The organism is Stappia albiluteola, assembly GCF_014050225.1.
GTDB lineage: Bacteria > Pseudomonadota > Alphaproteobacteria > Rhizobiales > Stappiaceae > Hongsoonwoonella > Hongsoonwoonella albiluteola.
On sequence record NZ_JACFXV010000067.1, the window covers coordinates 157143 to 183418 of the forward strand.

Below are 26276 nucleotides of genomic sequence, written 5' to 3' on the forward strand. Positions count from 1 at the left end.
AGAATTCTAGATGCTTGTGTGATGCAATTTCTCGAATGTCAAACAGGCAATGCCGGAAATTCTGGGATTTTCAGCCTCCATAATTATCCGAAGCCCTGAGAAAGTCTGATAGATGGGTCGTTTTTGTAAGGACTTAGCTATCCGCGCGTTGCAGCAACAAGCGGATCTGCGTATTTCCCCAGATGGCCGGAATGGCCGCGCAGCCGGCCAATGCAGCGGCGATGACAATATAGAACGGCATGCGGATGTCGATGCTCATCAGGTCGCCGCCGATCAGCGACATGACGCCAGCGATGAAGGTGAAGACAGCGACCGTAATGCCCATCACCCAGCCCTGTTCCTCGTCGCTTACGCTGGCGGCAAATACGGCGAGGAAAGTCGAATAGGAAATGCCGAAGACGAAATAGAAGATGAAGATCGGCACGAAGCAGAAAGCGGCGGCGGGCGACAGGATGAAGGCTGCGGCACAGGCGGCCCAGATCAACAGGTTGGCGATGATGATGGTTTGCTTGTCGAAGTGCTTTTGCGCAGGCACCACGAAGAAGGTGCTGGAGAGCGCAAGCGCCACGCCGATCGTCAGCATCGCCATGCTGCCGCCGAACTCGCCATAGCCGAAGCGGCTCGTCAGGTAGTTGTCGACGAAGATGTAGAACGTGACATTGGCGACGTGAAAGAAGAACAGCACCGCCGTCAGGCGCATGACGACCGGATATTCGCGCACGCGCCACAGGATCCCGAAGACTTCCAGCGGCCGCAAGACCAGGGGCTCGCGCTCCTGCCTCGCATCCTCGAAGAAGACCACGATCAGCACGATCACCAGCGCGACCAGCACGAATGAGGCATAGAAGGGAAGCTGCAGGCTGGCGAAGCGGCCCATGACCTCCGGATCTGAGAGAAAGCCGCCGATTATGGGGCCGCCGACCAGACCGAAGCTGATGCCGGTAATGATGTAGCCCATATTCCGGGCCCGGTCGGTCTCGTCGACGCTGCCGTCGATCATGGCCGCCTGGGCGATCGGCTGGTTGCCGGCAGTGAAACCGGTGATCGCCCGTCCGACGACCAGCAGGGCCAGGCTGTCGGCATAGAGAGACGCAATCGTGATCGCGTAGCCCGCCAGCGCGCCGAACAGGCAGATCAGGATCGCGTTCTTCCGCCCGATCATGTCCGAAAGCCGGGAGATGTACGGTCCGCCCAAAAACCAGGCGAGGAAGAATATGCCAATGACGATGCCATAGCTCAGATGGCGGCTGGTGTCGGATGTATCGGCCGGCAGGAAACCGGAAGTCGGCTCCATGACGAGGGAATTGATGATCGGAAAGACCAGTCCCTGGCCGAGCAGGTCCACGAAGACGACGAGCATGAGCGATAGCTTCGCAAGTCGTGTCATGCCGGTCTCCGATCCTGACGCTATGTGCGGTTGGCGAGGACGTGGTCGCGGCAAAGGTCGGTATCTTAAGCGACGTTCTCGTCGCCCTGCCGCAACCTGTCCGCTTTTCCGATCCTGTCCCATACAGTCTGCAGGGTTTCGGCTTCCAAGGTAATGCCGATCCTCGTGGTGAGAGTTTCGGCAAAGTCGTCGAAACCCTCGAATTCACGGCGACGCTGGCCGGCGGTCGTCTCCACCGTGACACCCAGATCGAACACGCCGATACGCTCGCTGCCGTCGTAGCCGTTGAGCATCAGATGGTCGCGGAACGGCGCGCCGGGCCAGGTCGCGCACAGGTAGTTCGCAGCGACGACGTCCATATCGCCCACGAAGGCTTCATCGAAACCATAGAGCGCGAACCAGCCCGTGTCCGTCCTGCGTTCGACGACGCTCTCGCCGGAATGGGGATCCCTGACGATCCTGTATGAGCCGTTCGGCGCTACTTGTTCCTCTTGTGTATCCAGCGCCAGCGGGACCTTCGATCCCGGACCGCCGAAGCCGGCGTCCGCAAGGTAGCGATGCCCATCAATTTCCGTCAGGAGCAGGAGATGGCTTCTCGGGCCGCCGCTTGCCGCCCCCATGCGCACCCGCGCCAGTGAACGTCGTACTGGGAAGCCCAAGGCCAACATCGCTGCTTCGAGAAGCGTGTTCAGCTCGAAGCAATAGCCGCCCCGCCCAAGCAGGACAGTCTTCCGGAATATCGAGGACAGTTCGAGGTCTGGGACCACGCCGAGCAGCGGATCCAGGTTTTCGAACGGAATGGACGCAAGCTGGCCTTCCTGAAGTGCGAACAGACCGTCTTTGTCGCAAGCGATTTCCGCCTGCCCGATACGTTTCAGATATGCAAACAGATCGAATGGCATTACGCCATTTCCTTTCCAGACGATGCTGCCGTCGCCCGTGCGGTTTTTCCGGTCGTCCGCATTCGGCGGGTCATTCAAACCGCATTACGAGCGTGCGATGGGGCGGCGGGTCTAAAGCTTCCTAAGGGGAAGAAGAGAAAATCCGAAGAAATGCCCGGTGGCAAGCATGCTTTGGCTCGATCCTGTCAATCGACGCCGGTTTGCGCTCGCTCTGCTTTCCATCGCGCATATCTCATACGCGTCCGGCGGTGGCACGAAGAGCCGTCCTGCTCGTCTGACGTGGTCCGAAGTGTCCAGCCGGAGCATTTGCCGCGGATCGGGGTAGTGACCCTCTCGTTTGGTGCATGCTGTTTCACACGCGCGATTTCCTGCCCGGTTGGGTAGGCAACTAAAATAATTCCAGGATACAAAAAATAAAAAAGCTCAACCTAGGCGGTATTTACAATAATCAAAGTCTAAAAAATTAGTTACGTTAAGTTTGCTGCAAATGATTTCAAGTTGATTTTCGATATTTTTCGGGCTTGGGGGGTGTTTCATGGATATCTATGAAAAGGCGGGGCTTTTGCGCCTCGATGTCGAGAAGCTCCGCAAGGGCCACCGGGTTTCCGGAAGGGTTTCGGTCGATGGGATAGATGTCTTCCGCAAGATTTTCGGCTCCGGGCTGACCGATGAGCAGCGCAAGGCGTTTTCCGCGAACACACCCGCAGACGAGCATATGGGCTCCCTGATGGCGGGGCTTATGGATCATGTCTTCGGGACTGGCGACCTGACCGATGAGCTGAAAAGCTACGCCGGCAAGCTGTTTCCGGTCGAGGTCGATCTGGTGGCGGAAACGACGCACACGATATCGGCCGACGTGAAAGTGGGGCCGAAGGCGGCTCCCTACGCGATCCTGACCGATACCCTGATCATCGACGGCGGGTCGCTGACGGTCGAGACGACCGCACTTACGGTCCAGGCAAAGACTTTGCTGATCAAGGCCGGCAGCCCGAAAGTCAGCTATCACATCGGCATCATGGGCTCGACAGGCGAGCCGGTTTCGGTAGCCGGTCCGGGTCAGCCATACAAGGATGCCGCCAAGGCCGGCCACAATGCCAGCGCACCGACACCCGGTATCTGCACCGGGGCATCGAATGGCGGCGCGGGCGATCCCGGATTGAAGGGGCACACCGGGGACCCAGGCAATCCCGGCAACGACGGCGGCGCTAGCCTGCCTGCCAACATCACGATTGCGGCCTTCGACGCGTCGAGCACGGCGCCGCTCGTCGTCGCCACCCAGTCGGGCGCGGGCGGCAAAGGCGGCAAGGGCGGAAAAGGCGGCACGGGACAGACCGGCGGCGCAGGCGGCCACGGCTGTGACTCCGGCTGCGAGGGTACTGACGGCGGTCACGGCGGTCAGGCGGGCGAAGGTGGCGACGGCGGCCCGGGCGGCCCGGGCGGCTCCGGCGTTCCGGGGCATGCCATAGCGATTGCTTTTCCTCTCGCCAGCAAGGCGATGCTGCAGATCGTGTCGACGACAGCGCTTCGGGGCGGTGGCGGCGACGGCGGCGATCCCGGTTCGGCGGGGACGCCGGGTGGCGGCGGGAAAGGCGGCAAGCACAAGTCCGATGGCAGAACCGGAGGCGGAAACAAGGACGGACAGCAGGGCAAGGCCGGGTCGAAAGGCCAGTCGGACGGTGCGCCCGGCTCGATCTCCTACAACTGGACGTCCTGACGCGCGAGGGCTGGCACGATGTCGGCTGATCTCGCGACCGCCGCCGCAATCGGGAAGGCCGTTTCTCTCCCGGAGGCCGACGGGGAAGAGGGCTGGGCACGGATTGTCGCCCGCGCGCGGCATCTCGACGGGCCGTTGCCCGCGCGGCTCTCCGACATGCCCTGGGGCGTCTCCTACGTGCTGGTGCCGGATCTGGCGACCGCGCGAGAACTCCTCGGACCGCGTTCCGATGCGCTGCGGCGCAGGCGGGGGAAGGTCTTTTTCGAGTCACGCACCTATCGCCTGCGCAACCGGCTTCGCCTCGGCATGCACGATCGCGGCGAGGCCTACGCCTTCGCCGATCTGCCGCTGGAAGAGCGCGACGGAGAGGGGCAGGCTCGCCATCTGCCGCTGCATCTGAAGGTAATCCGGCTCAAGGCGCTGCGGCTGGCACCAGGCCAGATATTGGACATCACATCCCATCATGGCACCTGGCCGGGCCTACACTTCCGCGAGGAGCTCTATGTCGCGCTCGTGGTCGACAGGGTGATCGCCGGACCGGGTTCGGCGATCGAAGTGCGCGGCAACGTTGCGGTCATCGATATTGGAAGGCTTGAGTTGCCAGCCGGGGGAGAAGCCGGGATCCGCATTCTTGGGACGGATCACCCGGCTTTCAGCAGCGCACGAACTTTCGAGGCGAAGAAGGGAAGGGACGGCTTGCCGGGGATGGATGGTGCCGCCGGGCGCCCGCCGACGGTCCGCGCAAGCTTTCTCGGGCCACAATTGGCCGATCCGGGTGCGCCGGATGGCCATGCGGGGGCTCCGGGAGAGGCGGGTGCTGCGGGAACCGACGGGCAGAATGGCGGATTGGCCATGCTCGCCGATATCCGCATCGCGGCTCTTCAAGGCTTGCGGCCCGGCGGGCTTTGCATCGTAGGAGCGGCTGGCGCGGGCCGGCCCGGAGGGGCGGGGGGAGGTGGCGGTGCCGGAGGAAAGGGCGGCGATGCCGCAGCCGTTCCACAAGGCCTCGATATGGCGCAGGGCGTCCCCGGTCCAGGTGGTCGCGGCGGCGATGGCGGTGCCGGCGGTCGAGGGGGAAGCGGCGGGCTTGGATCGAACATCTTCGTCACTGCGCCACGGCAGTTCCACGGATCGATCGCTCTGCAATCGCAACCTGGCCGCGGCGGGCCCGGCGGTCGAGGCGGCGCGGCTGGCCCCGGCGGTGCGGGCGGGCGCGATCATGCCGGCGTTAGTTCAGGCCTGACGGGGCAGGCGGGAACGGCCGGCGCCGATGGATCGAACGGAAAGACCCGCGAGGGACCGCCAATGTGGGTCTTCGCGCCGGACAGCGACGACAGCTGAGTGGAGGAACATCCGAATGGCCAGGCAACCGAAACCGATTTCGCCGAACTTCTTCTCCGCGAGCAAGGAGTTCGTGCTTACGAACGGGCCGGGTGGCACCACATTCGGAAACAGCGTCGTGGACTATCAGATCCACAGGCGCCGGGACGTCAGGAACCTTGGCAGCAGCCTCGGCTATCTCCTGACGCTCAAGCAGCGGATCATCATTCCCAACCAGAACGGCTATCAGGCCGGGCCGACATCGAACACAAGCTACGATGACTACCCCGCGATCCTCGTGAATTCCGTCGACCTGAAGGTGAACAACAAGGGATCGATCGTCCTGCAGCGCATCTTTCCAAGAACGCTGAATTCCGCCGTATCCACCTCCCAGAGTTCCGACATTAACAAAACCTCGTCCGCGTCGCAGGAAACGTCGAGCGGTTCGTCCAATACGAACGTAAATACCTTCGGTGTCGCGCTGAGCGGCGGCTTTTTCGGCGAATTGCCGATGGGGTCTCTGACGCTCGACTACAGCCACACTTGGGAAAACAGCACCTTCGGCTCCCATTCCGACAGCACCGGCACCGGAACGATGCAGGGTGCGACGGCGGGCGACAGCATGAGCGTCAAGGACTGGAGCGCCTATGGTTTTCTCGATGCGGCGGCGGTCAATCCCACCTGGATCTGGGGCCAGAGCTACCCCTGGGACGTCATCCAGTACAACCAGACCAATGGCACCACGATCAACCTGCCGAACTTCGTCGTCGACAGGCTGATGAACGGCTCGCTGGTGCTGCCTCCCAGCCAGCTTTCGCTGTTCGGGCTCGATTTCACCATGACGGCCGGCTGGCTGATCGATTTCCCGGACGGCGTCACGGAAGACGAGACGATCCAGCTGACCCATACGACGATGAGCTTCACGGCCAGCCATTCGCTGTCTTCGGGCAATATCTCCGCCACGCTCCAATCGCAGACGGCTGCGAATGCGGCGCAATATTCGTCAGGCGTGCTGGATCTGTCGATCTATTCGATCATTCCGCTGAATGGCGCGGGGCCCGGCAACGGCGCCGCAATCGGCTTTACGGCGACCCCTTTCACGATCGCCCCGACCAAGCCCAGCGATACGTTCAAGATCCTTTCGCCGGCCAACACGCTTCAGGTCACGGGATCGGGCTTCGACAGTGTGATGACAAGCAAGTTCACCGCAAATCCGAAGATGATATTCACCTTCAAGATATCTGACTACAATATTGAATACGCTTTGATGTTGATGCACTGGATCGGCGAAAACAGCGGAGCTTGCAAGGTCAACTGGACCGTCAACAAGAAAAATTCCGGAACATTGTTCGTCGATAGCCCGGAGGGTGAGGGCGGCCAGGGCAACGTCAGTTCGATCGAACTCAGGAACCTCGATTTCACGTCGATCAATTTCCACGACTACCTCGTCATCGGCACCAATACGGTCGAGGTCGAAGTGACGCCCGTCAATCCAGGTATCGCGAACGAATACACGCTGTTTGCAGCGACGGTCGGAGAAGCCTAGTGCCAATCGAAACATGCATCCCGTGGCGGCGCTTGCGTGAGCAAATGCCGGAACCAGGAGCGCCTTTGGGAAGCACATGGCTCGAATGGAGTTCCCGAATTCTCCATTTGAGTTCGAGCCTCGCCGCTGCCAGGGCCCGGTTGGCAAGTTCGCTCTACCAGCCGAAGAGGGCGTGGGATGCCGAAGCACAATAACTTCTCGGCCAAGAAGAAAACCAGCCTTCCCGGCATCAGCAAGAAGAAGGGCAAGGGAAGCCGGGAAAGGATCAGCCGCACCGAGGGCGATGCGCGCTTCTTTCGCTATGGCAGGCGGATCCGCAAGACATTCGACAGGAAGCGGAAAATCCCCAGCTACGACTTTTCGGATGAAGCCCGCCCCGATGTTCTTGAGCGCTTCGTGGACAAGAAGCGCAAGTTGAGGTCGAACGCCGCAGTCAACCGGGTGTTCCGGGCCGCCTGGAAAAGGATGGACGAGACCTTTTCGACGGCCTCCACGCGGGAGCTGGTACGCGGCATTCTCGACGAGGAGGGCGTGGATGAGCTGTCCGACAAGGAATGGGACTATCTGGTCGAGTTGATCGACGTCCTTTCGAACATCCGCCTCAAGACCGAATATACCGGCTTTTCCACCAAGGATGCGGTCATGCAGCATCCGGCAAACCGGGCCAAGGCCGTTTTCGCCGATCCCTATGCCACGGCAAGCGAACATGCGGAGATGGATAGCGAACGGCGGGACTATGTCATCCGCGCCATCGATGCGGCCATCGACGATGGTGCGGATGCACGGGAGATCGTCGTCGCCGGAGCGAGGGCCGCGATAGAATTCACGCTGAATTATTTCGCCGCTCCCGTAACCGCGTCGAACGTGCAGCCTTTTTCCCGCCGGGCGAATACCAAGCGGACCGATCCCGTTAACCAGGAGCAGCTCGCCGGGCGGGAGCGCCTGAAGGGGATTTACGAGCAGCTTGGAGGGACGTTGAGCCCGCTCGACGAGCCGGAAACCCAGGCGGAGGCGCAAACGCGCCCCTGGCAGCTGAACCTGCCCGACGATATTGACGTCGACGAAGACCCGTATCCCTTCGCGCCGCCAAGCCCGAGGCGCCAGGTCGAGGGATATTTGTAGGACGTTGGTCCCGAATGCGGGATCTGCCCTCTACATACTGCGCTCGTCGATCAGGGGGTTCGGCTTTGCCAGCCTTTCGAGCGCCTCGATGTCGCTGAAACGTATCGTCGAGCCGTCGACTTCGACGCCGTAGGGCTTCAGCGTGTTGAAGGCGCGCGACAGGTTTTCCGGAGTCATTCCGAGCATGGAGGAAATCGTCCGCTTGTCGTAGGGAAGCTCGACCGTACCGTTGCCGCCCTGGTCGCGGTGGTATCGCAGGAGCCGGTTTGCCAGCCTTTCGACCGACGTGCGCAGCTTCATATCCTTGTGCTCCTTGACCACGCCGCGATAGCAGCCGGCAAGTTCGAGCACGATAGCGCGGGCGAAGGCTTCATCCTTCTCGAATGTGTCCCGCACATTTTCCGAAGGGATCAGCAGGATTTTCGACTTCTGAAAGGTGCGGGCGGACATGAGGTAGACGGCATCCCGCAGGACAGCCGCCAGGATGAAGGTGCCGATCGGGCGGATCATCCCCATGGTCGATTCCCTGCCGTTCGAGCGGGCGTAGAGTTCCACGCAACCTTCGACTACGACGTAGAGGAAATCGGCCGGATCTCCTTCCGAAATCAGATCCAATTGGGCGGGAAATGTCTGCAGATAGGCTGCTTGCATGAGAGCCTCGAAGTTCGACTCGCTCATGCTTTCGAACAGGCGCAGGGATCGTATTTGCGGTAGATCAGCTGTGCGCACGTCGGCTCCTCTTGATAATTATCAAGCCTGATTTTGATTTTGTTAGCAGCCCGGTTTTCGCCTTTCAACTTGAAGCCTTGATGCAGTGCAAACGCGACTTTGTTGATTGTTACGCTGCGGCTTATTTCTCTCCGGCCCGGGCAAGCCGTTGATTTGGATCAACTTCCATAGCTCTCCACCAATTGTAACTGCCTCCTGCGAGTTTTGAAAATGGCGGAACCCCCGTCTTTCAGGAGAGGGCAGGATCGATGCATTCGCTTGAAGGAGTAACCCGCTCGGACCAATACCGGGCACTGGGGCTCAGTACGTTCGCATTCACGGTCTGCTTCGCCGTGTGGACGATTTTCTCCATTATCGGCGTGAAAATCAAAAGCGATCTGGGCCTGTCTGACACGCAATTCGGCCTGCTCGTGGGTACGCCGATCCTCACTGGATCGCTTTCGCGCATCTTCCTCGGCATCTGGACGGATCAGTACGGCGGACGCATCGTCTATGTGCTGACCATGCTGGCGGCGGCTGGCGCGACCTTCCTGCTATCCCATGCGACGACCTATGAGGCCATGCTGGTGGCCGCGCTTGGTGTCGGGCTGGCGGGCGGTTCGTTTGCCGTTGGCGTTGCCTATGTATCCAAATGGTATCCCGCAAACCAGCAGGGGACCGCGCTTGGCATATTCGGCGTCGGCAATGTCGGGGCGGCGGTGACCAAGTTTGTCGCCCCTTTTGTCATGGTTGCCTTCGGCTGGACGGCGGTCGCCCAGGTATGGGCGGCGATCCTGGCGGTGATGGCTGTCGTCTTCTGGTTCACCACCAAGGATGACCCCGATCTCTTGGCACGCCGCGCGAAAGGGGAGCGGGCCAAGGGGACGTTCATGCAACTGACGCCGCTTGCCAAGCTGCAGGTCTGGCGCTTCTCGCTCTACTATTTCTTCGTCTTCGGCGCCTTCGTGGCCTTGGCGCTGTGGCTGCCGCGCTATCTTGTCGGCGTCTATCAGCTCGACATCAAGAGCGCGGGCATGATCGCCGCCTTCTATTCGATCCCGGCGTCGATCTTCCGCGCCTATGGCGGCCGCCTGTCCGACAAATACGGCGCGCGCACCATCATGTACTGGACTTTCGGCACGTCGGTCGTCCTGACCTTCATGCTGTCCTACCCGAACACCGATTACATCATTCACGGCATTCAGGGGCCGATCACCTTCTCGACCAGCATGAGCCTCGTGCCCTTCGTGGTCACGATCTTCGTGCTCGGCTTCTTCATGTCGCTCGGCAAGGCCGCCGTCTACAAGCACATCCCAGTCTACTATCCCGACCACGTCGGGGCCGTGGGTGGACTGGTCGGAATGATCGGCGGCCTCGGTGGTTTTGTCCTGCCGATCGCCTTTGGCGTCCTGCTGGACCTCACCGGCGTCTGGACAAGCTGCTTCATGCTGCTTTTCGCCATCGTCGCCGTGGCGCTGGTCTGGATGCACGTTTCCATCCGGATCATGGAGCGCGCCGCCCTGCCGGCCGAGCTCCAGGCGCTGCCGGAACTGCCCGAGATGCAGGACGTGCATGGTGCGGCGCAAAAAGGCGCGCTTGCCGGCGTGATCGAGGACTGGCGGCCTGAGGACGCCGAGTTCTGGGCAACGGAGGGCAGGAAGATCGCCCGCCGCAACCTCTGGATCTCGATCCCGGCGCTGCTGCTTGCCTTCTCGGTCTGGATGGTGTGGAGCGTGGTCGTGGCCAAGCTGCCGACCATCGGTTTCACCTACACCACCGATCAGCTGTTTTGGCTCGCCGCGTTGCCCGGCCTGTCGGGTGCGACGTTGCGCATCTTCTATTCCTTCATGGTGCCGATCTTCGGCGGGCGTCTGTGGACGACCATCACCACCGCGTCGCTGCTCATTCCCGCCTTCGGGATCGGCTATGCGGTGCAGAACCCGGAGACGCCTTACCTGATCTTCCTGGTGCTGGCGCTGCTGTGCGGCCTGGGCGGTGGCAACTTCGCCTCCTCCATGTCCAACATCTCCTTCTTCTTCCCCAAGCGGGAGAAGGGCAACGCGCTCGCCCTCAATGCCGGGCTCGGCAATCTGGGCGTCAGCGTCATGCAGTTCCTGGTTCCGCTGGTGATTACCGCCAGTGTGTTCGGAGCGCTTGGCGGCGAACCGCAGGCGACGGCCGAAGGTGCCGGCCTTTGGCTGCAGAATGCCGGCTTCATCTGGGTGCCGTTCCTGATCATCTCCACCGTGCTGGCATGGTTCGGCATGAACGACATCGCGTCGGCGCGGGCGTCCTTCGCCGAGCAGTCGGTGATCTTCAGCCGCAGCCACAACTGGATCATGTGCTGGCTCTATACCGGCACCTTCGGCTCCTTCATCGGCTATTCGGCGGGCTTCCCGCTGCTGGCGAAGACCCAGTTCCCGGAAGTGAACTCGCTGCAGTTCGTCTTCCTCGGGCCGCTCGTCGGCGCCCTGTCGCGGGCCGCGACGGGCTGGGTCTCGGACAAGTATGGCGGCGGCCGGGTCACCTTCTGGACCTTCCTGCTGATGATCGCGGCGGTCGGCGGTGTGCTGTTCTTCCTTGGCATCAAGGAACAGCCGGGCGCTTTCTGGGGCTTCTTCGCGATGTTCATGGTGCTGTTCTTCGCCACCGGCGTCGGCAACGCCTCGACCTTCCAGATGATCCCGGTGATCATGCGCAAGGAAGTCGACCGGCTGATGCCCGCGCTCTCGCCGGCGGAGCGCCTTCGCCAGGCGGAAAAGGAGTCGGCGGCCATCATCGGCTTCACCTCCGCGATCGCCGCCTACGGCGCCTTCTTCATCCCGAAGTCCTACGGTTCGTCGATCGCCATGACGGGCGGGCCGGAGGCCGCGCTTTGGGGCTTCCTGGTCTTCTATGTGAGCTGCGCGGTCATCACCTGGTTCGTCTACACCCGTAGCGGTGGCCTGCTCCACGACATCGAGCATCGCCGTGCCGCGACGACCCTCCAGGCAACTTCGGCTGAATGACGCGAGAAAGGGACGCAACATGAGCCATCTTCTCGACCGCCTGAACTTCCTTGCCAGGAAGAACACGGGCACCTTCGCCGACGGGCACGGCGTCACGACCAACGAAAATCGGGACTGGGAGGACGCCTACCGCAAGCGCTGGCAGCACGACAAGATCGTGCGGTCCACGCACGGGGCAAACTGCACCGGTTCCTGCTCGTGGAAGATCTACGTCAAGGGCGGCATCGTCACCTGGGAAACCCAGCAGACGGACTATCCCCGCACGCGGCCCGACCTTCCCAACCACGAACCGCGCGGTTGCTCGCGCGGGGCGAGCTACAGCTGGTACATGTACTCGGCCAACCGGGTGAAATACCCGTTGATCCGTTCGCGCCTGCTGAAGCTGTGGCGCAAGGAGAGGGCGGTGAAGACCCCCATCGGAGCGTGGACCGCGATCCAGGAGGATCCCGCCAAGCGCGCCGACTATATCAAGGTGCGCGGCCTCGGCGGCTTCGTGCGGGCAAGCTGGGACGAGGTCAACGAGATCATCGCCGCCGCCAATGCCTACACCGCCCGCAAATGGGGTCCGGACCGGGTGATCGGCTTCTCGCCGATCCCGGCGATGTCGATGGTCTCCTACGCGGCCGGGTCGCGCTACCTGTCGCTGCTTGGCGGCGTCTGCATGTCCTTCTACGACTGGTACTGCGACCTGCCGCCGGCCTCGCCGATGACCTGGGGCGAGCAGACGGACGTGCCGGAATCGGCCGACTGGTACAATTCCGGCTTCCTGATGCTGTGGGGGTCGAACGTGCCGCAGACGCGCACGCCCGACGCTCATTTCTATACGGAGGTGCGCTACAAGGGCGCCAAGTCGGTCGTCGTGTCGCCGGACTATTCCGAGGCCGCGAAATTTTCCGATCTCTGGCTCCATCCCAAGCAGGGAACGGATGCCGCGCTCGCCATGGCGATGGGCCATGTGATCCTGCGCGAGTTCCATCTCGACCGGCAGGCGGAATATTTCGAGGATTACTGCCGCCGCTACACCGACATGCCGATGCTGGTGCGTCTGGTGGCAAAGAACGGCCACTATGTGCCGGATCGGCTGCTGCGGGCGTCCGACTTCAAGGGCGGGCTCGGCGAGAAGAACAATCCGGAATGGAAGACGGTTGCCATCGATGGCCAGACGAAGAAGATCGTCGTGCCGCAGGGCTCAGTCGGCTTCCGCTGGGGCGAGCAGGGCAAGTGGAACCTCGAGGCAAAAGACGGCAAGGGCCAGGATGTCGAGCTCGGCATGAGCCTGATCCTGGACGAGGATCACGATCAGGTGGCGACCGTGGCCTTCCCCTATTTCGGCAACCGCGAGCACGATCACTTCAAGGGTACCGATCATCCAAGCGTGCTGATGCGCTCCGTCCCCGCAAAGACGGTCAAGCTCGCCGATGGGGAGGCTCTTGTCGCGACGGTCTTCGACCTCTTCGCCGCGAATTACGGGCTCGATCGGGGGTTGGGCGATGCAAGCTGCGCCTATTCCTACGATGACGAGCAGCCCTACACGCCTGCCTGGGCGGAAAAGATCACCGGCGTGCCGCGCGACCACATCATAACGGTCGCCCGCGAGTTTGCCGCCAATGCGGAGAAGACCAAAGGGCGTTCCATGGTCATTCTCGGCGCTGGCCTCAACCACTGGTACCACATGGACATGAACTACCGGGGGATCATCAATCTCCTGGTCATGTGCGGCTGCGTCGGCCAGTCGGGCGGCGGCTGGAGCCACTATGTCGGGCAGGAAAAGCTGCGGCCGCAAACCGGCTGGCTGCCGCTCGCCTTCGCGCTGGACTGGAACCGCCCACCGCGGCAGATGAACTCGACCTCCTTCTTCTACGCCCATACCGACCAGTGGCGCTACGAGACGCTGAAGGTCGACGAGATCCTGTCGCCGACGGCGCCGGAAGGGCCGTGGGACGGCTCTCTCATCGACTACAACATCCGCGCCGAACGCATGGGGTGGCTGCCGTCCGCGCCGCAGCTCCAGATCAATCCTCTTGAGGTCGCGAAGGCCGCCGAGGCGGCCGGGAAGGACGCGAAGGACTACGTCGCCGGCCAGTTGAAGAGCGGCGAGCTGCACATGTCCTGCGAGGATCCGGACCACGAGGCCAACTGGCCGCGCAATCTCTTCGTCTGGCGCTCGAACCTGCTCGGTTCCTCGGGCAAGGGGCACGAGTATTTCCTGAAGCACCTGCTCGGCACCTCGCATGGCGTGCTCGGCAAGGACCTCGGCGAGGAGGGCCGCGAGCGCGGCACCGACGTCGTCTGGCACGACAAGGCGCCGGAAGGGAAGCTGGACCTGCTGGTCACGCTCGACTTCCGCATGTCCACGACCTGCGTCTATTCCGACATCGTTCTGCCGACGGCCACCTGGTACGAGAAGAACGACCTCAATACCTCCGACATGCATCCCTTCATCCATCCGCTGACGAGCGCGGCGGATCCGGCCTGGGAGGCGAAGAGCGACTGGGAGATCTTTAAGGGGATCGCCCGCAAGTTCTCGGAGGTCGCCCCGGAAATCCTTGGCGTGGAGAAGGACGTCGTCCTCGTGCCGATCCTGCACGACACGCCGGGCGAACTCGCCCAGCCGCTGGACGTCAGGGACTGGAAGAAGGGGGAAATCGACCCCGTGCCCGGCAAGACGATGCCGGCGGTTGCCGTCGTCGAGCGGGACTATCCGAACCTCTACAAGCGCTTCACCGCGCTCGGGCCGCTGATGGACAAGCTCGGCAATGGCGGCAAGGGCATCTCCTGGAACACCGAGCATGAGGTGGAACTGCTTGGCCGCCTGAACGGCGTCGTGACGGAGGAGGGGGTGACCAAGGGCCGTCCGCGTATCGACAGCGATATCGATGCGACGGAGGTGATCCTTTCGCTCGCCCCGGAAACCAACGGCGAAGTTGCGGTCAAGGCCTGGGAGGCGCTCTCGAAGAACACCGGCCGGGATCATTCGCATCTGGCCGTTCCGAAAGAGGACGAGAAAATCCGTTTCCGGGACGTGGTGGCCCAGCCGCGCAAGATCATCTCGTCGCCGACATGGTCGGGGCTGGAGTCGGAGAAGGTCTGTTACAACGCCGGCTACACCAACGTCCACGAACTGATCCCCTGGCGCACGCTTACCGGCCGCCAGCAGCTCTATCAGGATCATTTGTGGATGCGGGCCTTCGGCGAGGCTTTCTGCGTGTACCGGCCGCCGATCGACACCAAGTCGATCAATCCGGTGATCGAGGCCAAGTCGGACGGCAGGCCGCAGGTGGTGCTGAACTTCATCACCCCGCATCAGAAATGGGGCATTCACTCCACCTATTCCGACAACCTGCTGATGCTGACGCTGAACCGTGGCGGACCGGTCGTCTGGCTATCGGAAAAGGATGCGGCGAAGGCGGGCCTGGTCGACAACGACTGGGTGGAAGTCTTCAACTCCAACGGCGCCATTGTTGCCCGCGCCGTCGTCTCCCAGCGCATGAAGGAAGGCACGATCTTCATGTATCACGCGCAGGAGAAGATCGTGAACACGCCGGGATCGCAGATCACCGGACAGCGCGGCGGCATCCACAATTCCGTCACGCGGGCGATCACCAAGCCGACGCATATGATCGGCGGTTACGCCCAGCAATCCTACGGCTTCAACTACTACGGCACGGTCGGTTCCAACCGCGACGAGTTCGTCGTCGTGCACAAGCTGGAAGCGGTCGACTGGATGGAAGGTCCGTTCGGCGAACCCGTTGCTCGGAAGGAGGCGGCAGAATGAAGATCCGCGCCCAAATCGGCATGGTGCTGAATCTCGACAAATGCATCGGGTGCCACACCTGTTCCGTAACCTGCAAGAACGTCTGGACCAACCGCGAAGGCGTCGAATACGCTTGGTTCAACAATGTCGAGACGAAGCCCGGCGTCGGCTATCCCAAGGAGTGGGAGAACCAGAAGAAGTGGAACGGCGGCTGGACCCGCAAGGCCAATGGCAAGATCGAGCCGAAGATGGGCTCCAAGTGGCGCATTCTGGCCAAGATCTTCGCCAATCCGGACCTGCCGGAAATCGATGACTATTACGAGCCGTTCGACTTCGACTACGGCCACCTGCAGACGGCCGGCGAGAGCCAGGCGTCGCCCACCGCCCGTCCGCGCTCACTGATCAGCGGCGAGCGTATGGAGAAGATCGAATGGGGCCCCAACTGGGAGGAGATCCTGGGCGGCGAATTCTCCAAGCGATCGAAGGACTACAACTTCGAAGGCGTCGAGAAGGAGATCTACGGCGAGTTCGAAAACACCTTCATGATGTATCTGCCGAGGCTTTGCGAACACTGCCTCAACCCGACCTGCGTGGCGGCCTGCCCGTCGGGCGCGATCTACAAGCGAGAGGATGACGGCATTGTCCTGATCGACCAGGAGAAATGCCGCGGCTGGCGCATGTGCGTCTCCGGCTGCCCCTACAAGAAGATCTATTACAACTGGTCTTCCGGCAAATCCGAGAAATGCGTCTTCTGCTATCCGCGCATCGAGGCCGGCCAGCCGACCGTCTGTTCGGAAACCTGCGTCGGTCGCATCCGCTATCTCGGCGTGGTGCTTTACGACGCGGACCGCATTCATGAGGCGGCGTCGACGGCGGACGAGCGCGATCTCTATGAGGAGCAGCTCAAGATCTTCCTCGATCCGAGCGATCCAAAGGTGATCGAGCAGGCGCGCAAGGATGGCGTGCCGGATGCATGGCTGGAGGCGGCGAAGAAGTCTCCCGTCTACAAGATGGCGATGGAATGGAAGGTCGCCTTTCCGCTGCATCCCGAATATCGCACCCTGCCGATGGTCTGGTACATCCCGCCGCTTTCCCCGCTTCAGTCGGCGGCGGAAGCCGGCAAGCTTGGCATGGACGGCGCGATGCCGGACGTCCGTTCGTTGCGCATCCCGGTCCGCTATCTGGCGAACCTCCTGACGGCAGGCAAGGAAGCGCCGGTCGTCTCCGCGCTCGAACGCATGCTCGCCATGCGGGCCTATATGCGGGCGAAGACGATCGACGGCGTCATCGACGAGGTGACGGCGGAGAAGGTCGGCATGACTGGCCAGATGATCGAGGAGATGTACCACGTGATGGCGATCGCCAATTACGAGGACCGCTTCGTCATCCCGACCTCGCATCGCGAGATCTCCGAGGACGCCTACGACGTGCGCGGCTCCTGCGGCTTCTCCTTCGGCAATGGCTGCTCGGGCGGCTCTTCCACGACCGACCTGTTCGGCGCGAAACGCCCGCGCACGGTGCAGACGCCGACCGACATTTTCAAGGAGCAGGTGTGATGAACAAGGCACTGAAAATCATTTCCCTGCTCCTGTCCTACCCGACGCCGGAGATCAGGGCAGGATTGCCGGACCTCAAAAGCGCGCTGGGCGAAACGGAGCTCGGCGGGCGCGAGGCCAGGCTGCTTGTCCGCCTTGTCGACGATATCGCGTCACTTGACGGCATGGAGGCCGAGGAGCGGTATGTCTTCCTGTTCGACAGGACGCGGTCGCTGTCGCTCCACCTCTTCGAGCATGTCCACGGCGAAAGCCGCGATCGCGGTCAGGCCATGGTCGACCTTCTGGCCATGTACGAAGCCGACGGCTTCGAGATCGGCGCGAGGGAACTGCCCGACTACCTGCCGATGTTCCTGGAGTTCCTTTCCACGAAGGAGCCTGCGGAGGCGGCGGAACTACTCGGCCAGATCGCCCATATCCTCGCTGCGATCCGCGAGCGGCTGAAGAAGCGCGGCTCGATCTACGTCAACGCCTTCGCCGTGCTGGAGGTTCTGGCGAAGGGAAAGCCTGATGCGGCCCTCCTTCGCGACCTGCTGAATGCCGAGGACGACGACCCGGCCGATCTCGCCGCGCTCGACCGCGTCTGGGAGGAAGAGGTCGTCACCTTCGGCGGTAATGCGGGCGAGGGCGCCTGCGGACCCGATCGCCTGCAGCGCCAGATCCGCGCGGCCAACCGCCGCCCGGATGGCATCGGCAGCGCACCGAACGCCTGAGGAGACGCATCATGTCCGATTTTCTCAATACGCTTTTGTTCGGAATCTATCCCTATATCGCGCTGGCGGTGCTGATCCTCGGTACGATCGTGCGCTATGACCGCGAGCCCTATAGCTGGCGTTCAGGTTCGTCCCAGCTCCTGCGCCGCAAGCAACTGGTCTGGGGATCGGTGCTCTTCCATGTCGGCGTGCTGATCATCTTCTTCGGGCATCTGATCGGCCTGCTGACGCCCATCGCCATTTTCGACGCAATCGGCATCAGCCATGGCGCCAAGCAGCTGCTGGCGATCGTGGCCGGCGGCATTGCCGGCATCATGGCGATCGTCGGTGCCACCATGCTGATCCACCGCCGGCTGTTCGATGCGCGCGTGCGGGCCGCGTCGAGCAACGCCGACACGATGATCATCATCCTGCTGTGGGTGCAGATCGCCCTCGGGCTGATGACGATCCCGATTTCGCTCCAGCATCTCGACGGCCACGAGATGGTGCGTTTCATGACCTGGGCGCAGGGCATCTTCGTCTTCAACGGCGATGCGGCGAGTTATGTTGCAGGCGCTTCCATCATTTTCAAGCTGCATATCTTCCTGGGCCTGACGATCCTGCTCGTCTTCCCCTTCACCCGTCTCGTACACATGCTGAGCGTGCCGGTGCGCTATCTCTGGCGACCGGGCTATCAGGTCGTGCGTGAGCGTAACCGCCGCACGGCCCCCTTGCGCACCCCGGCGGAGTAGTGGCCATGGCAACCCTCTATCGCAACCCTTCCCTGAGTCAGCCGCCGCAGGGGGGCTCCGGCGACGGCTATACGACGAAGCAGGAAGTCGACACCCGTGTTCCGCCGAAGGCGGCACCCGTGCTGGCGGAGATTTCGGTGAACGGCGTTGCCATTCCCGAAAGCGACATTCTCGGCGAAGCGCAGAACCATCCGGCCAGGAACCCGGGCGAGGCCCTGCGGGCGGCCGCCGAGGCTCTCGTCGTCAGGGAGCTTCTGTGGCAGGAGGCGCAGCGGCTGAATATCGCCGTGGTACTCGCTTGCGACGAAACCGGCCGCTTCGAAACGGAGCGGGATGCGGCCATTCGTCTGCTGATCGAGGAGGCGGTGCATGTTCCCTCCGCGACTGAGGAGGAATGCCGGCGCTTCTACGACCGCAATCCGGAGAAGTTCCGCAGCGAGCCGCTCTACGAGGCGCGGCACATCCTGATCGCAGCGGCTCGGGAAGATAGCGAGACGCGGGCGAAGGCGCGTGAGCGCGCTGCCGGGCTCTGCCGCCTGCTTGGCGATCAGCCGGAACGCTTCGGCGAATTGGCGCAGGCGAATTCCGACTGTCCGTCGCGCGAACACGGCGGCAATCTCGGTCAATTGTCCCGGGGAAGCACGGTCGAGGAATTCGAAACGGCAGTGGCGGCCATGGCCGAGGGGGAAATCTCGGCCGCGCCGGTCGAAAGCCGCTTCGGCTTTCACGTGATCGCCCTCGACCGCAAGGTGGAGGGAAACCGGCTGCCCTTCGAGTTTGCAAGGGAGAGAATCTCCGCCTGGCTGGAGGCTTCCGCCTGGTCCAGGGCCGTCTCGCAATACATTTCGGTGCTGGCCGGGCGCGCCCGGATCGAAGGAATTTCCTTGAAAGGGGCGGATAGTCCTCTCGTTCAGTGAGGGAATGCCGATGCGCAGGAACCACGAGGCGCGCCGGGCGGCACTCGCAGCGCTGGCCGCCCGGCCGCCGGTCTCCGGGTTCAGTACGCCGCTCGATTATTTACTTGCCGAGCATCTCCGGCATCGAACGCTTTGCTGGCTGATCGACCGGATCGCGGAAAGCGGCGAGTCCGACGAGGAATGCATCGACGCGGTGTTGCTGTTCCTGCGGGGGGATTTCGGTCCGCATGTCGTCGACGAGGAGGAAGACCTTTTCCCGCTGCTTCGCCGCCGGGCAGGCCATGAAGACCGTATCGAGGAAGTGCTTGCCGGCCTGAGCAAGGAACATGCGGAAGATAGGCTCGACGCCACCGCGATCGTCGAAGGGCTTGAGAGGCAAAGGTGTGAGCGAAGCCTGCCCCAGACCCTGCGCATGCTCCTGCGCCGCTTCGCCGGCAACGAACGGCGTCACCTCATCGTGGAGAACGCGATTGTATTGCCGCTGGCCCGCGCGAGATTGACCGACGACGACCTTTGTAATCTTGGCCGCCGGATGGCCGCGCGCCGCGGCGTCGCATTCCCGGAGAACACCCATACCCATGCTGTCTGATCTGCTGGACCACAACATCCGCTGGGCAACGGCCAAGGTGAAGGAGGATCCGGATTATTTCCGCCGGCTCTCCGCGCTTCAGCGGCCCGAATATCTCTGGATCGGCTGTTCGGACAGCCGCGTGCCGGCCAATGTGATCACCGGCCTCGAACCCGGCGAGGTCTTCGTCCATCGCAACGTGGCCAACCTCGTCCATCGCGGCGATCTCAATCTCCTGTCCGTGCTGGAATTCGCGGTCGAGACGCTGGAGGTCAGGCATATCATCGTTTGCGGACACTACGGCTGCGGCGGCGTGCGCGCCGCCATGGACGGGCATCGCCACGGCATCATCGATCACTGGCTCCAGCCAGTGCGTGACGTTGCCGATCAGCACGCCGGAGACCTCGCGACCGTGCCCGATCCCGAAATCCGGCTCAACCGCCTCTGCGAACTGTCCATCGCCGCACAGGTCGAAAGCCTGTCGCGCACGCCCATCATCCAGTCGGCCTGGAAGCGCGGCAAGCCGCTGGCGATCCACGGCTGGGTCTATGGGTTGAACGACGGCCTCATCCGCGACCTGAAATGCGGCTGCTCCGGCAACGGCAAGGCGCAGTCCTTCGAGTGTTCGTAGCGGGGCTTCGCTCTTGAAACGGTCCTGACCCTAGAGCGCTTTCCACGAAAGCGGGATCGCTTTCGTGGATCAAGAAATCGCTCCAGGATCAATGCGCTGAGCATATCCTTATCGCCAAATCCGATCCGGATTTGACGGGATATACTCTAGATCACGAGATCCTTCGCATAGACGTTTCGGATCCAGCCGGGCAGGTGGGGCAAGGCAAAGACGAGGCGACCCTTGTCGAAGATGAGACACTGGGTTGGGGGCATGTTCAGTCTGGAGTTGTCGTAGACCATCGCACGGTCTGCCTTGAGGACTGCCGCCCGGATGAGGGCTTCGCCGCGCGCGTAGCGGGCGCGGATCTTCTCCTGTGGAACCGTATGGCCGCCTTCGTCGACGCGCGCCGAGACGCGGGCGACCGAAATCTCGGCGGACTCCACCCCGACATGCATGACGATGGTTGTGAACCCCGCCGCGCGCGCCCTGTCGATGAGGTCAAGCTTCGAGGGGTGCGAGAATACCGTCTCCGTTACGAAATCCAGGCCTTGGGCAAGGCAGTCGTCACGCCGTGCGGCGGCGATGCGGGCTGCCTCGTAGGACGCTTCGGGGGAGGGGGTGCGCAGCTCGTCGCGCTGGATGATGTCGGCATTGATGAAAGGACCCGCAAAGCGGGGGGCCACGCGGGTCTCGTAGAGGGTCGACTTGCCTGCGCCGTTGGGTCCGGCGAGCAGGATCATCGTCGGGTTCATGCCTTGGAACTGGTTTCCGCGCGAACCAGGTTGCCCGCCGCGTCAAGGCCGACGCCAAGGCCAAGCTGTCGCCGCCGCGCAAAAAAAGCCTCTTCTTCCGGTCCCGGTTGCGCCATTGCGTCGGTGAAACTGTCGAGCCAGACGTCCTTTTCCTCGTCCGTCAGCCCGGTGGTCCCGAGCTTTCCCGCCAGGGCCGCGCTGATCCGCGAGTGATCGAAATTGCCGGATTTCTCGATGGCGCGGCCGATGCGCAGCCAATGCGTGATCTGCCCCGCAACCGAACGGCTCTGCAACTCAGCCTCGCGGCGTACGAGCGCCATCACGTCGTCGCCAAGCTTCACTGACTGGGCCATTGCGCAAGCCTCCAAACTCCATATAGGTAGCAATTTGCTACCTTTTTGTCAATTTGGAGGGTTGGGAGGGGATGTCTTCCTATGTCTCGCGCGGGTGGCCAAGATCGAAACACGTTACGCAGGTTGACTGAGAATGACCCTGCCCGTTCGCATAGGGTCTACATCCTGTGCGATGGTTTCCGCCAAAATCTGGAGGAAGATCAGGGTCTCAGGTCAGGTCTTCGAGAACATCGCAGGTGCGGTTTTGGAAACCCGAAACTCCTCACCAGGAGTAAAAGAAGCGAGCCCGAAGGCTCGCTTCTTTTGTCAGTCAACAAGCTCGACCTCGCTCGGCCGCCAGCTCTTGTCGAAGAACGGCTCGAGCGGGCTGTAGAGGCGCAAAACGACGAACCAGCCCTTTTGCGGATCTGTCTGGATCCAGTTGCCGCGCGCTACGCCCTCCGGCTGCTTCGGCGCGAACCAGACCGTGGTCAAGCCGTCGGCGTCCGCCTCCGCGGCCGGCGACGGATAGCTCTGGCTACCGGCGCGGGGAAAGCGCTGCGGCGTGTCGAGCATGGAACGGGTCATGTTGTCATAGAGAGTGAGCGACCAGAAGTTGCCTTCCGGGATGCCTTTCGGCAGCGTTACCTTGTATTTCTTGGCGCCATCGAATGCGCGCTTGTCCGCATCCCGCATGGTCCACAGATAGGTCGAGCCGATATCTGTCAGCCGCATGGCCATGGCGGGCGTGATGCCGGTGACCCCATAAAAGAAGTTGCTGCGTGCGCTCATCGTCCGATAGCCGGTCGGCGGGAACGGCTTGACGCCATCGGCAGTGATTTCGGGGATCGGTGTTTCAAACTGGTAACCGGTCTGGAAGAGATAGTTGTTCCACGAAGAACCCGGGTAGTAGAACCAGCTCTCCTCCCGCGGAGCCATGAACAAGGTGCGCGCGGTCGCATTGGCGACCTTGATCGCCTCATTCATGATCCCCTTCAACCTTTCGTCGGGCGCGAAAGGCTTGCCCTTGACGATGCCCAGCGCCGCCACCGGCCCCATAAGTTCAGGGTCTAGAGATGTGGCGGGCTCACTTTGCACGACCTCATTGAGCATCTCGTAGTAGCTCCAGTCATTCGGCGGAATGGTATTCATCGCCTTGCCGCTGCCTTCGTGGAACAGGGTCGGCTGCGGTGGCGTGATGCGGCCGAGTCGCGCCTTGCCTGCGAGGAACTCGGCAATCGGCGTGCCGACGCCACCGACTTCGTAAGGATAGACTTTCGTGAAATTCTTAATCGTCTCAACGACCGGCTTGGGGTCGTTGCCATTCTCCAGGAAAGAGCGCCCAAACCACAGGATTGTATTGGTGCGCGCCTTGGCGGTGTAGAACCCGCCAGTCGGAAGCGGCCCGTCATAGTCCGGTCCCACAATCAGGTATTTACCGCCAACGCCGCGGTCCGGTCCGGGCAGCCCGATGTCGATTACCCAACGAAACCAGGCATCCTGCACCGCGCCAAGGAATTTTGGCGGCGTCTCCAGAACTACAGGCCCCTTGCTGAGGTCGAGATACCCCATGACGTAGACCGTGTCGGCATTGGCCGTGAGGAACAGCGACTTCGCGTCCATCAGCTCGGAGAAGACGAGTACCTCGTTCTCCTTCATGCCGATGTCCATCATGCCCTTCTTCAGGGCATGGATGCTCACCCCGCGCATGTTGTCCATGAATGTGCGATAGGCGTAGGTGAAGTCGAGGTTGTCGTAGAGCTTTTTCGCGGTCTCCTCGCTCGGAACACCGTCCTTGAATTCCAGCGCACCGATCGTCGTCTCGATTGCGTCAGGCGTTGAAATGGACTTCAGCGTGTCCTCAGACACCTGAGCATGAGCACCCGCGGCGCCTGATAGCAGCAAAACCACGCTACCCATGCAGCACATAAATCGATTGGAAATTATGTAACTCATCAAAATCGCTCCCTTTGCGTACAGCATGCGGAGGATGAAGTTACGTTGCGGAAAATTTGATGTCACCCGTATTCACATGGATATTCTGCGAAGATTCAATGGCAAGCGCGGAAAGGTATTGCCCGTTGCCGGCCTCAGGTTTCTGGCTTGGGAGCTAGCGCTCAAAATTTTCAGGAGATAGCGTGTTGTTAGAATTGACGCATCGTAAGAGGTGTTTTTACGTCGTAATTCGACGGCAGAAGTTCATCGATCTCGCTTTGTTTGTGGCCGTTTACGATAGCGGTCAATGTGGCTGCCAGATAGGTTTGCGGGTCAATCGCATTGAACTTGCAGGTCTCGATGAGTGAGGCGATCGCCACCCTGTTTTCAGCTCCCGCCTCATGACCTGAAAAGAGAGCGTTTTTCCTGTTGAGTGCGATGGGTCTGATGGTTCGTTCAACGGCGTTGTTGTCGATCTCCATCCGCCCGTCGGTCAGGAACAGGCAGAAGCCCGCCCAGTATTTGGCGATGTATTTGAGGGCCTCGCCCAGGGGCGATTTGGCAGCGACACGAGCGCGATGGCGCCAGCCATTTTTCCATATCGGTGTGGAGCCGGTTTGGGCGATTTCAACCAGCTTGCGGCGGGCATGTGCCCAGCAATAGGCCAGCCGGATATCCGGTCCTACCCGATCGGCTCGTCGCGCCCGGAAATTACACAAAAATACTTACGTAACGTCATTTTCTGATGTTAGGCTCCCGATATTCTACGGTTGCGAAATTAAATCGCTAATCAAAGGGGTGCCATAAATTGCAGTACTCAGTCTTTACAAGCGGGGGAGCGCTTGCGCTCCTTCTTTCGTCGATCCTGCTGACGAATGCTTCTGCGGAAACGCCAGCCTCGATCACCACGCCCGATACGGTCGAAACACACCTGGGGACTTTGACGTTCAAGGACGGCGCACCGGGCGCGGACACCGCCGCCAAGATCTACGACAATCTCGACTTCGTTTATGCCTTCCGCGCCTTCACCGATACCATCCAGGGCGTGAGCGTCGAGGCTGCACGACAGGGGTTCGAAAGCGCCGGGGTAAAGGACAACGAGGTCCTGATATTCTCGGAACTGATGGATTCCTCGTCACTGTTCCTCACTGCAAACGCGGACACGGTCTATTTCCTCGGCTTTCTCGATCTCTCAAATGGCCCGATGGTGGTCGAGACGCCGCCCGAGGCGCTCGGCACCTTCGATGACATGTGGTTCCGCTGGGTCATCGATTTTGGCCGGCCCGGTCCCGACAGGGGAGAGGGTGGCAAGTATTTGCTGGTAGGGCCGGGCTATGACGGCCCCATGCCCGAGGGCGGCTTCTATGTCGGCCACTCCCGCACAAACCGCGTCCTGATGCTTGGTCGGTCCTTCCTCAAGGACGATGACCCGGCCGCTCCGGTCGAGGTGATCAAGTCGACGACCAAGATATATCCCTACGTCCCCGGGGCGGTGGGGACCTCGATCGCACGCTTCCTTGAAGGCGGCATCGAACTGGCTGCGAACGCCGATCCCAAGACACCGGTGTTTCACGAAGGCACCGGACTTGTGATCAATACGATCCCGCCGAACGACTACAGCTACTACGAGATGCTCAACGACCTGGTGCAGGCCGAACCCGCCGAGGTCATCGACCCCGAGCTCATGGGGCCGATAGCCGCCATTGGCATCGAGAAGGGCAAGGAATTCGCACCCGATGACCGGATGAAGAAAATCCTGACAGACGCAGTGGCGGTCGCAAACGCGACGGGCAGGACGCTCGGCTTCGATCCGCGGAACCCGAACTGGTTCTACTATGAGGGCTCGTACTGGTGGAACCCGCTGTTCCTCGGCGGCTACAAGTTCGAGACGCCTTTGCCGCAGATTACCGCCCAGGGCGCGAAACCCTATCCGCCGACCGGGTATCGCCAGAACAGCGCCCGCACCTCGTTCTTCTACAATGCCACGGGCATCACGCCGGCGATGGCCATGCGGTTGACGGGGGTCGGATCGCAATATCTGTTTGCCACGAAGGACGCGAACGGCGACTTCTTCGACGGCGCGAAGACCTACAAGGTCACGTTGCCCAAGGACATACCGGCGGCGGCGTTCTGGTCCTTCACGCTCTATGACAATCAGACGCGCTCGATGCTGGTGACACCGCAAAAGTACCCGCGTGCCGGCAGCCAAAGCTATCCGTCACCTGCTGCCGAAGCTGCGGAGGACGGGACGACGACAGTCTGGTTCGCGCCGGAGCAGCCCGAAGGCGTAGCGCGCGGCAACTGGATCCAGACCGATCCGCAAAAGGGCTGGGTCACCATCCTGCGGCTCTACAGTCCGCTTGCGTCGTTCTTCGACAAGTCCTGGCGGCCAAGCGAGATCGAAGTGGTCGAATAGCGCGGGCGGCGGATGCCCGCGATGGTCTCGATCGCAGCCGTTCGCTCCATTTTTCAACGAATGGCTGCTCTCCGCCGGAAGCGCCTGTCGCCTTCCTCGGCAAGACAAAACCCGCCCGATCGTCTTCGATCGGGCGGGTTTTCTAATTGACGTCGAACCGTCCAACCCCGGTCAGCTGCAGCCGCTGGTCGAGCCGCAGGTGTCGCACTTCAGGCAGGTGCCGTTGCGCACCATGGTGAAGTTGCCGCATTCCGGGCAGCTTTCGCCTTCGTAGCCCTTCATCCG

At 61.8% G+C, this 26276-nt stretch carries 19 protein-coding genes and 1 pseudogene; 13 read left to right on the forward strand and 7 right to left on the reverse strand.

Features of this window, described 5'->3' with window-relative positions; all coding sequences use genetic code 11:
- Nucleotides 1-133: 133 nt before the first annotated feature.
- Nucleotides 134-1387, reverse strand: a complete 1254-nt coding sequence (locus H2509_RS20210) for an MFS transporter (protein ID WP_182168277.1) — start codon at nucleotides 1385-1387, stop codon at nucleotides 134-136.
- A gap of 65 nt (nucleotides 1388-1452) precedes the next feature.
- Entirely contained in the window at nucleotides 1453-2289 is an 837-nt protein-coding gene (locus H2509_RS20215; RefSeq protein ID WP_182168278.1) for an arylamine N-acetyltransferase family protein, read from the reverse strand.
- Between the two features lie 535 nt (nucleotides 2290-2824).
- Here H2509_RS20215 and H2509_RS20220 point away from each other — a divergent pair.
- From H2509_RS20220 to H2509_RS20235, 4 genes are all read left to right on the forward strand, one after another.
- The gene (locus tag H2509_RS20220; RefSeq protein WP_182168279.1) at nucleotides 2825-4003 is read left to right on the forward strand and encodes a hypothetical protein; all 1179 of its coding nucleotides are present in this window, start codon (nucleotides 2825-2827) and stop codon (nucleotides 4001-4003) included.
- A gap of 18 nt (nucleotides 4004-4021) precedes the next feature.
- Nucleotides 4022-5344, forward strand: a complete 1323-nt coding sequence (locus H2509_RS20225) for a hypothetical protein (RefSeq protein WP_182168280.1) — start codon at nucleotides 4022-4024, stop codon at nucleotides 5342-5344.
- Nucleotides 5345-5360: 16 nt separating this feature from the next.
- A complete protein-coding gene (locus H2509_RS20230; RefSeq protein ID WP_182168281.1) occupies nucleotides 5361-6869 on the forward strand; it encodes a hypothetical protein in 1509 nt (502 codons plus the stop codon).
- A 177-nt stretch (nucleotides 6870-7046) separates the two neighbouring features.
- Nucleotides 7047-7991, forward strand: coding sequence for a hypothetical protein (locus H2509_RS20235; protein ID WP_182168282.1), 945 nt, complete (start codon nucleotides 7047-7049; stop codon nucleotides 7989-7991).
- Nucleotides 7992-8021: 30 nt separating this feature from the next.
- Here H2509_RS20235 and H2509_RS20240 read toward each other — a convergent pair whose 3' ends face one another.
- Nucleotides 8022-8720, reverse strand: a complete 699-nt coding sequence (locus H2509_RS20240; RefSeq protein WP_182168283.1) for a cyclic nucleotide-binding domain-containing protein — start codon at nucleotides 8718-8720, stop codon at nucleotides 8022-8024.
- 248 nt (nucleotides 8721-8968) lie between these two features.
- Between H2509_RS20240 and H2509_RS20245 the strand changes: the two genes are divergently transcribed.
- From H2509_RS20245 to can, 8 genes are read left to right on the forward strand one after another with little or no spacing between them, the layout of a single operon-like run.
- Nucleotides 8969-11707, forward strand: coding sequence for a nitrate/nitrite transporter (locus H2509_RS20245; RefSeq protein ID WP_182168284.1), 2739 nt, complete (start codon nucleotides 8969-8971; stop codon nucleotides 11705-11707).
- A gap of 19 nt (nucleotides 11708-11726) precedes the next feature.
- On the forward strand, nucleotides 11727-15482 hold the full coding sequence (locus H2509_RS20250) for a nitrate reductase subunit alpha (RefSeq protein ID WP_182168285.1): 3756 nt from the start codon (nucleotides 11727-11729) through the stop codon (nucleotides 15480-15482).
- A complete protein-coding gene (gene narH, locus H2509_RS20255; protein ID WP_182168286.1) occupies nucleotides 15479-17017 on the forward strand; it encodes a nitrate reductase subunit beta in 1539 nt (512 codons plus the stop codon). The genes H2509_RS20250 and narH overlap by 4 nt, the downstream gene beginning before the upstream one ends.
- Nucleotides 17017-17727: a nitrate reductase molybdenum cofactor assembly chaperone gene (gene narJ / locus H2509_RS20260; protein WP_182168287.1), complete on the forward strand. Its 711-nt coding sequence runs from the start codon at nucleotides 17017-17019 to the stop codon at nucleotides 17725-17727. The genes narH and narJ overlap by 1 nt, the downstream gene beginning before the upstream one ends.
- An 11-nt stretch (nucleotides 17728-17738) precedes the next feature.
- Nucleotides 17739-18458 (forward strand): respiratory nitrate reductase subunit gamma, encoded by a 720-nt coding sequence (gene narI, locus H2509_RS20265; protein WP_182168288.1) that lies wholly within the window; start codon nucleotides 17739-17741, stop codon nucleotides 18456-18458.
- A 5-nt stretch (nucleotides 18459-18463) separates the two neighbouring features.
- Nucleotides 18464-19375 carry a peptidylprolyl isomerase gene (locus H2509_RS20270; protein WP_182168289.1) on the forward strand — a complete coding sequence of 304 codons (912 nt, stop codon included), beginning with the start codon at nucleotides 18464-18466 and terminating at the stop codon, nucleotides 19373-19375.
- 10 nt (nucleotides 19376-19385) lie between these two features.
- Complete coding sequence (locus H2509_RS20275; RefSeq protein WP_182168290.1) at nucleotides 19386-19964, forward strand: hemerythrin domain-containing protein; 579 nt, start codon at nucleotides 19386-19388, stop codon at nucleotides 19962-19964.
- A complete protein-coding gene (can, locus tag H2509_RS20280) occupies nucleotides 19954-20574 on the forward strand; it encodes a carbonate dehydratase (RefSeq protein ID WP_182168291.1) in 621 nt (206 codons plus the stop codon). Before H2509_RS20275 ends, can begins: the two co-directional genes overlap by 11 nt.
- A 146-nt stretch (nucleotides 20575-20720) precedes the next feature.
- Here can and H2509_RS20285 read toward each other — a convergent pair whose 3' ends face one another.
- The 4 genes and pseudogenes from H2509_RS20285 to H2509_RS20300 all read right to left on the reverse strand — a co-directional run.
- Complete coding sequence (locus H2509_RS20285) at nucleotides 20721-21308, reverse strand: zeta toxin family protein (protein ID WP_182168292.1); 588 nt, start codon at nucleotides 21306-21308, stop codon at nucleotides 20721-20723.
- The gene (locus H2509_RS20290) at nucleotides 21305-21661 is read right to left on the reverse strand and encodes a TA system antitoxin ParD family protein (RefSeq protein ID WP_182168293.1); all 357 of its coding nucleotides are present in this window, start codon (nucleotides 21659-21661) and stop codon (nucleotides 21305-21307) included. The genes H2509_RS20285 and H2509_RS20290 overlap by 4 nt, the downstream gene beginning before the upstream one ends.
- A 306-nt stretch (nucleotides 21662-21967) precedes the next feature.
- Nucleotides 21968-23569, reverse strand: a complete 1602-nt coding sequence (locus H2509_RS20295) for a DUF1254 domain-containing protein (protein WP_182168308.1) — start codon at nucleotides 23567-23569, stop codon at nucleotides 21968-21970.
- A 215-nt stretch (nucleotides 23570-23784) separates the two neighbouring features.
- Nucleotides 23785-24267 (reverse strand): annotated as a pseudogene (locus H2509_RS20300) (IS66 family transposase); the annotation flags it as partial.
- A 116-nt stretch (nucleotides 24268-24383) separates the two neighbouring features.
- Between H2509_RS20300 and H2509_RS20305 the strand changes: the two are divergent.
- Nucleotides 24384-25991 (forward strand): DUF1254 domain-containing protein, encoded by a 1608-nt coding sequence (locus H2509_RS20305; protein ID WP_182168294.1) that lies wholly within the window; start codon nucleotides 24384-24386, stop codon nucleotides 25989-25991.
- Nucleotides 25992-26276: the final 285 nt, after the last annotated feature.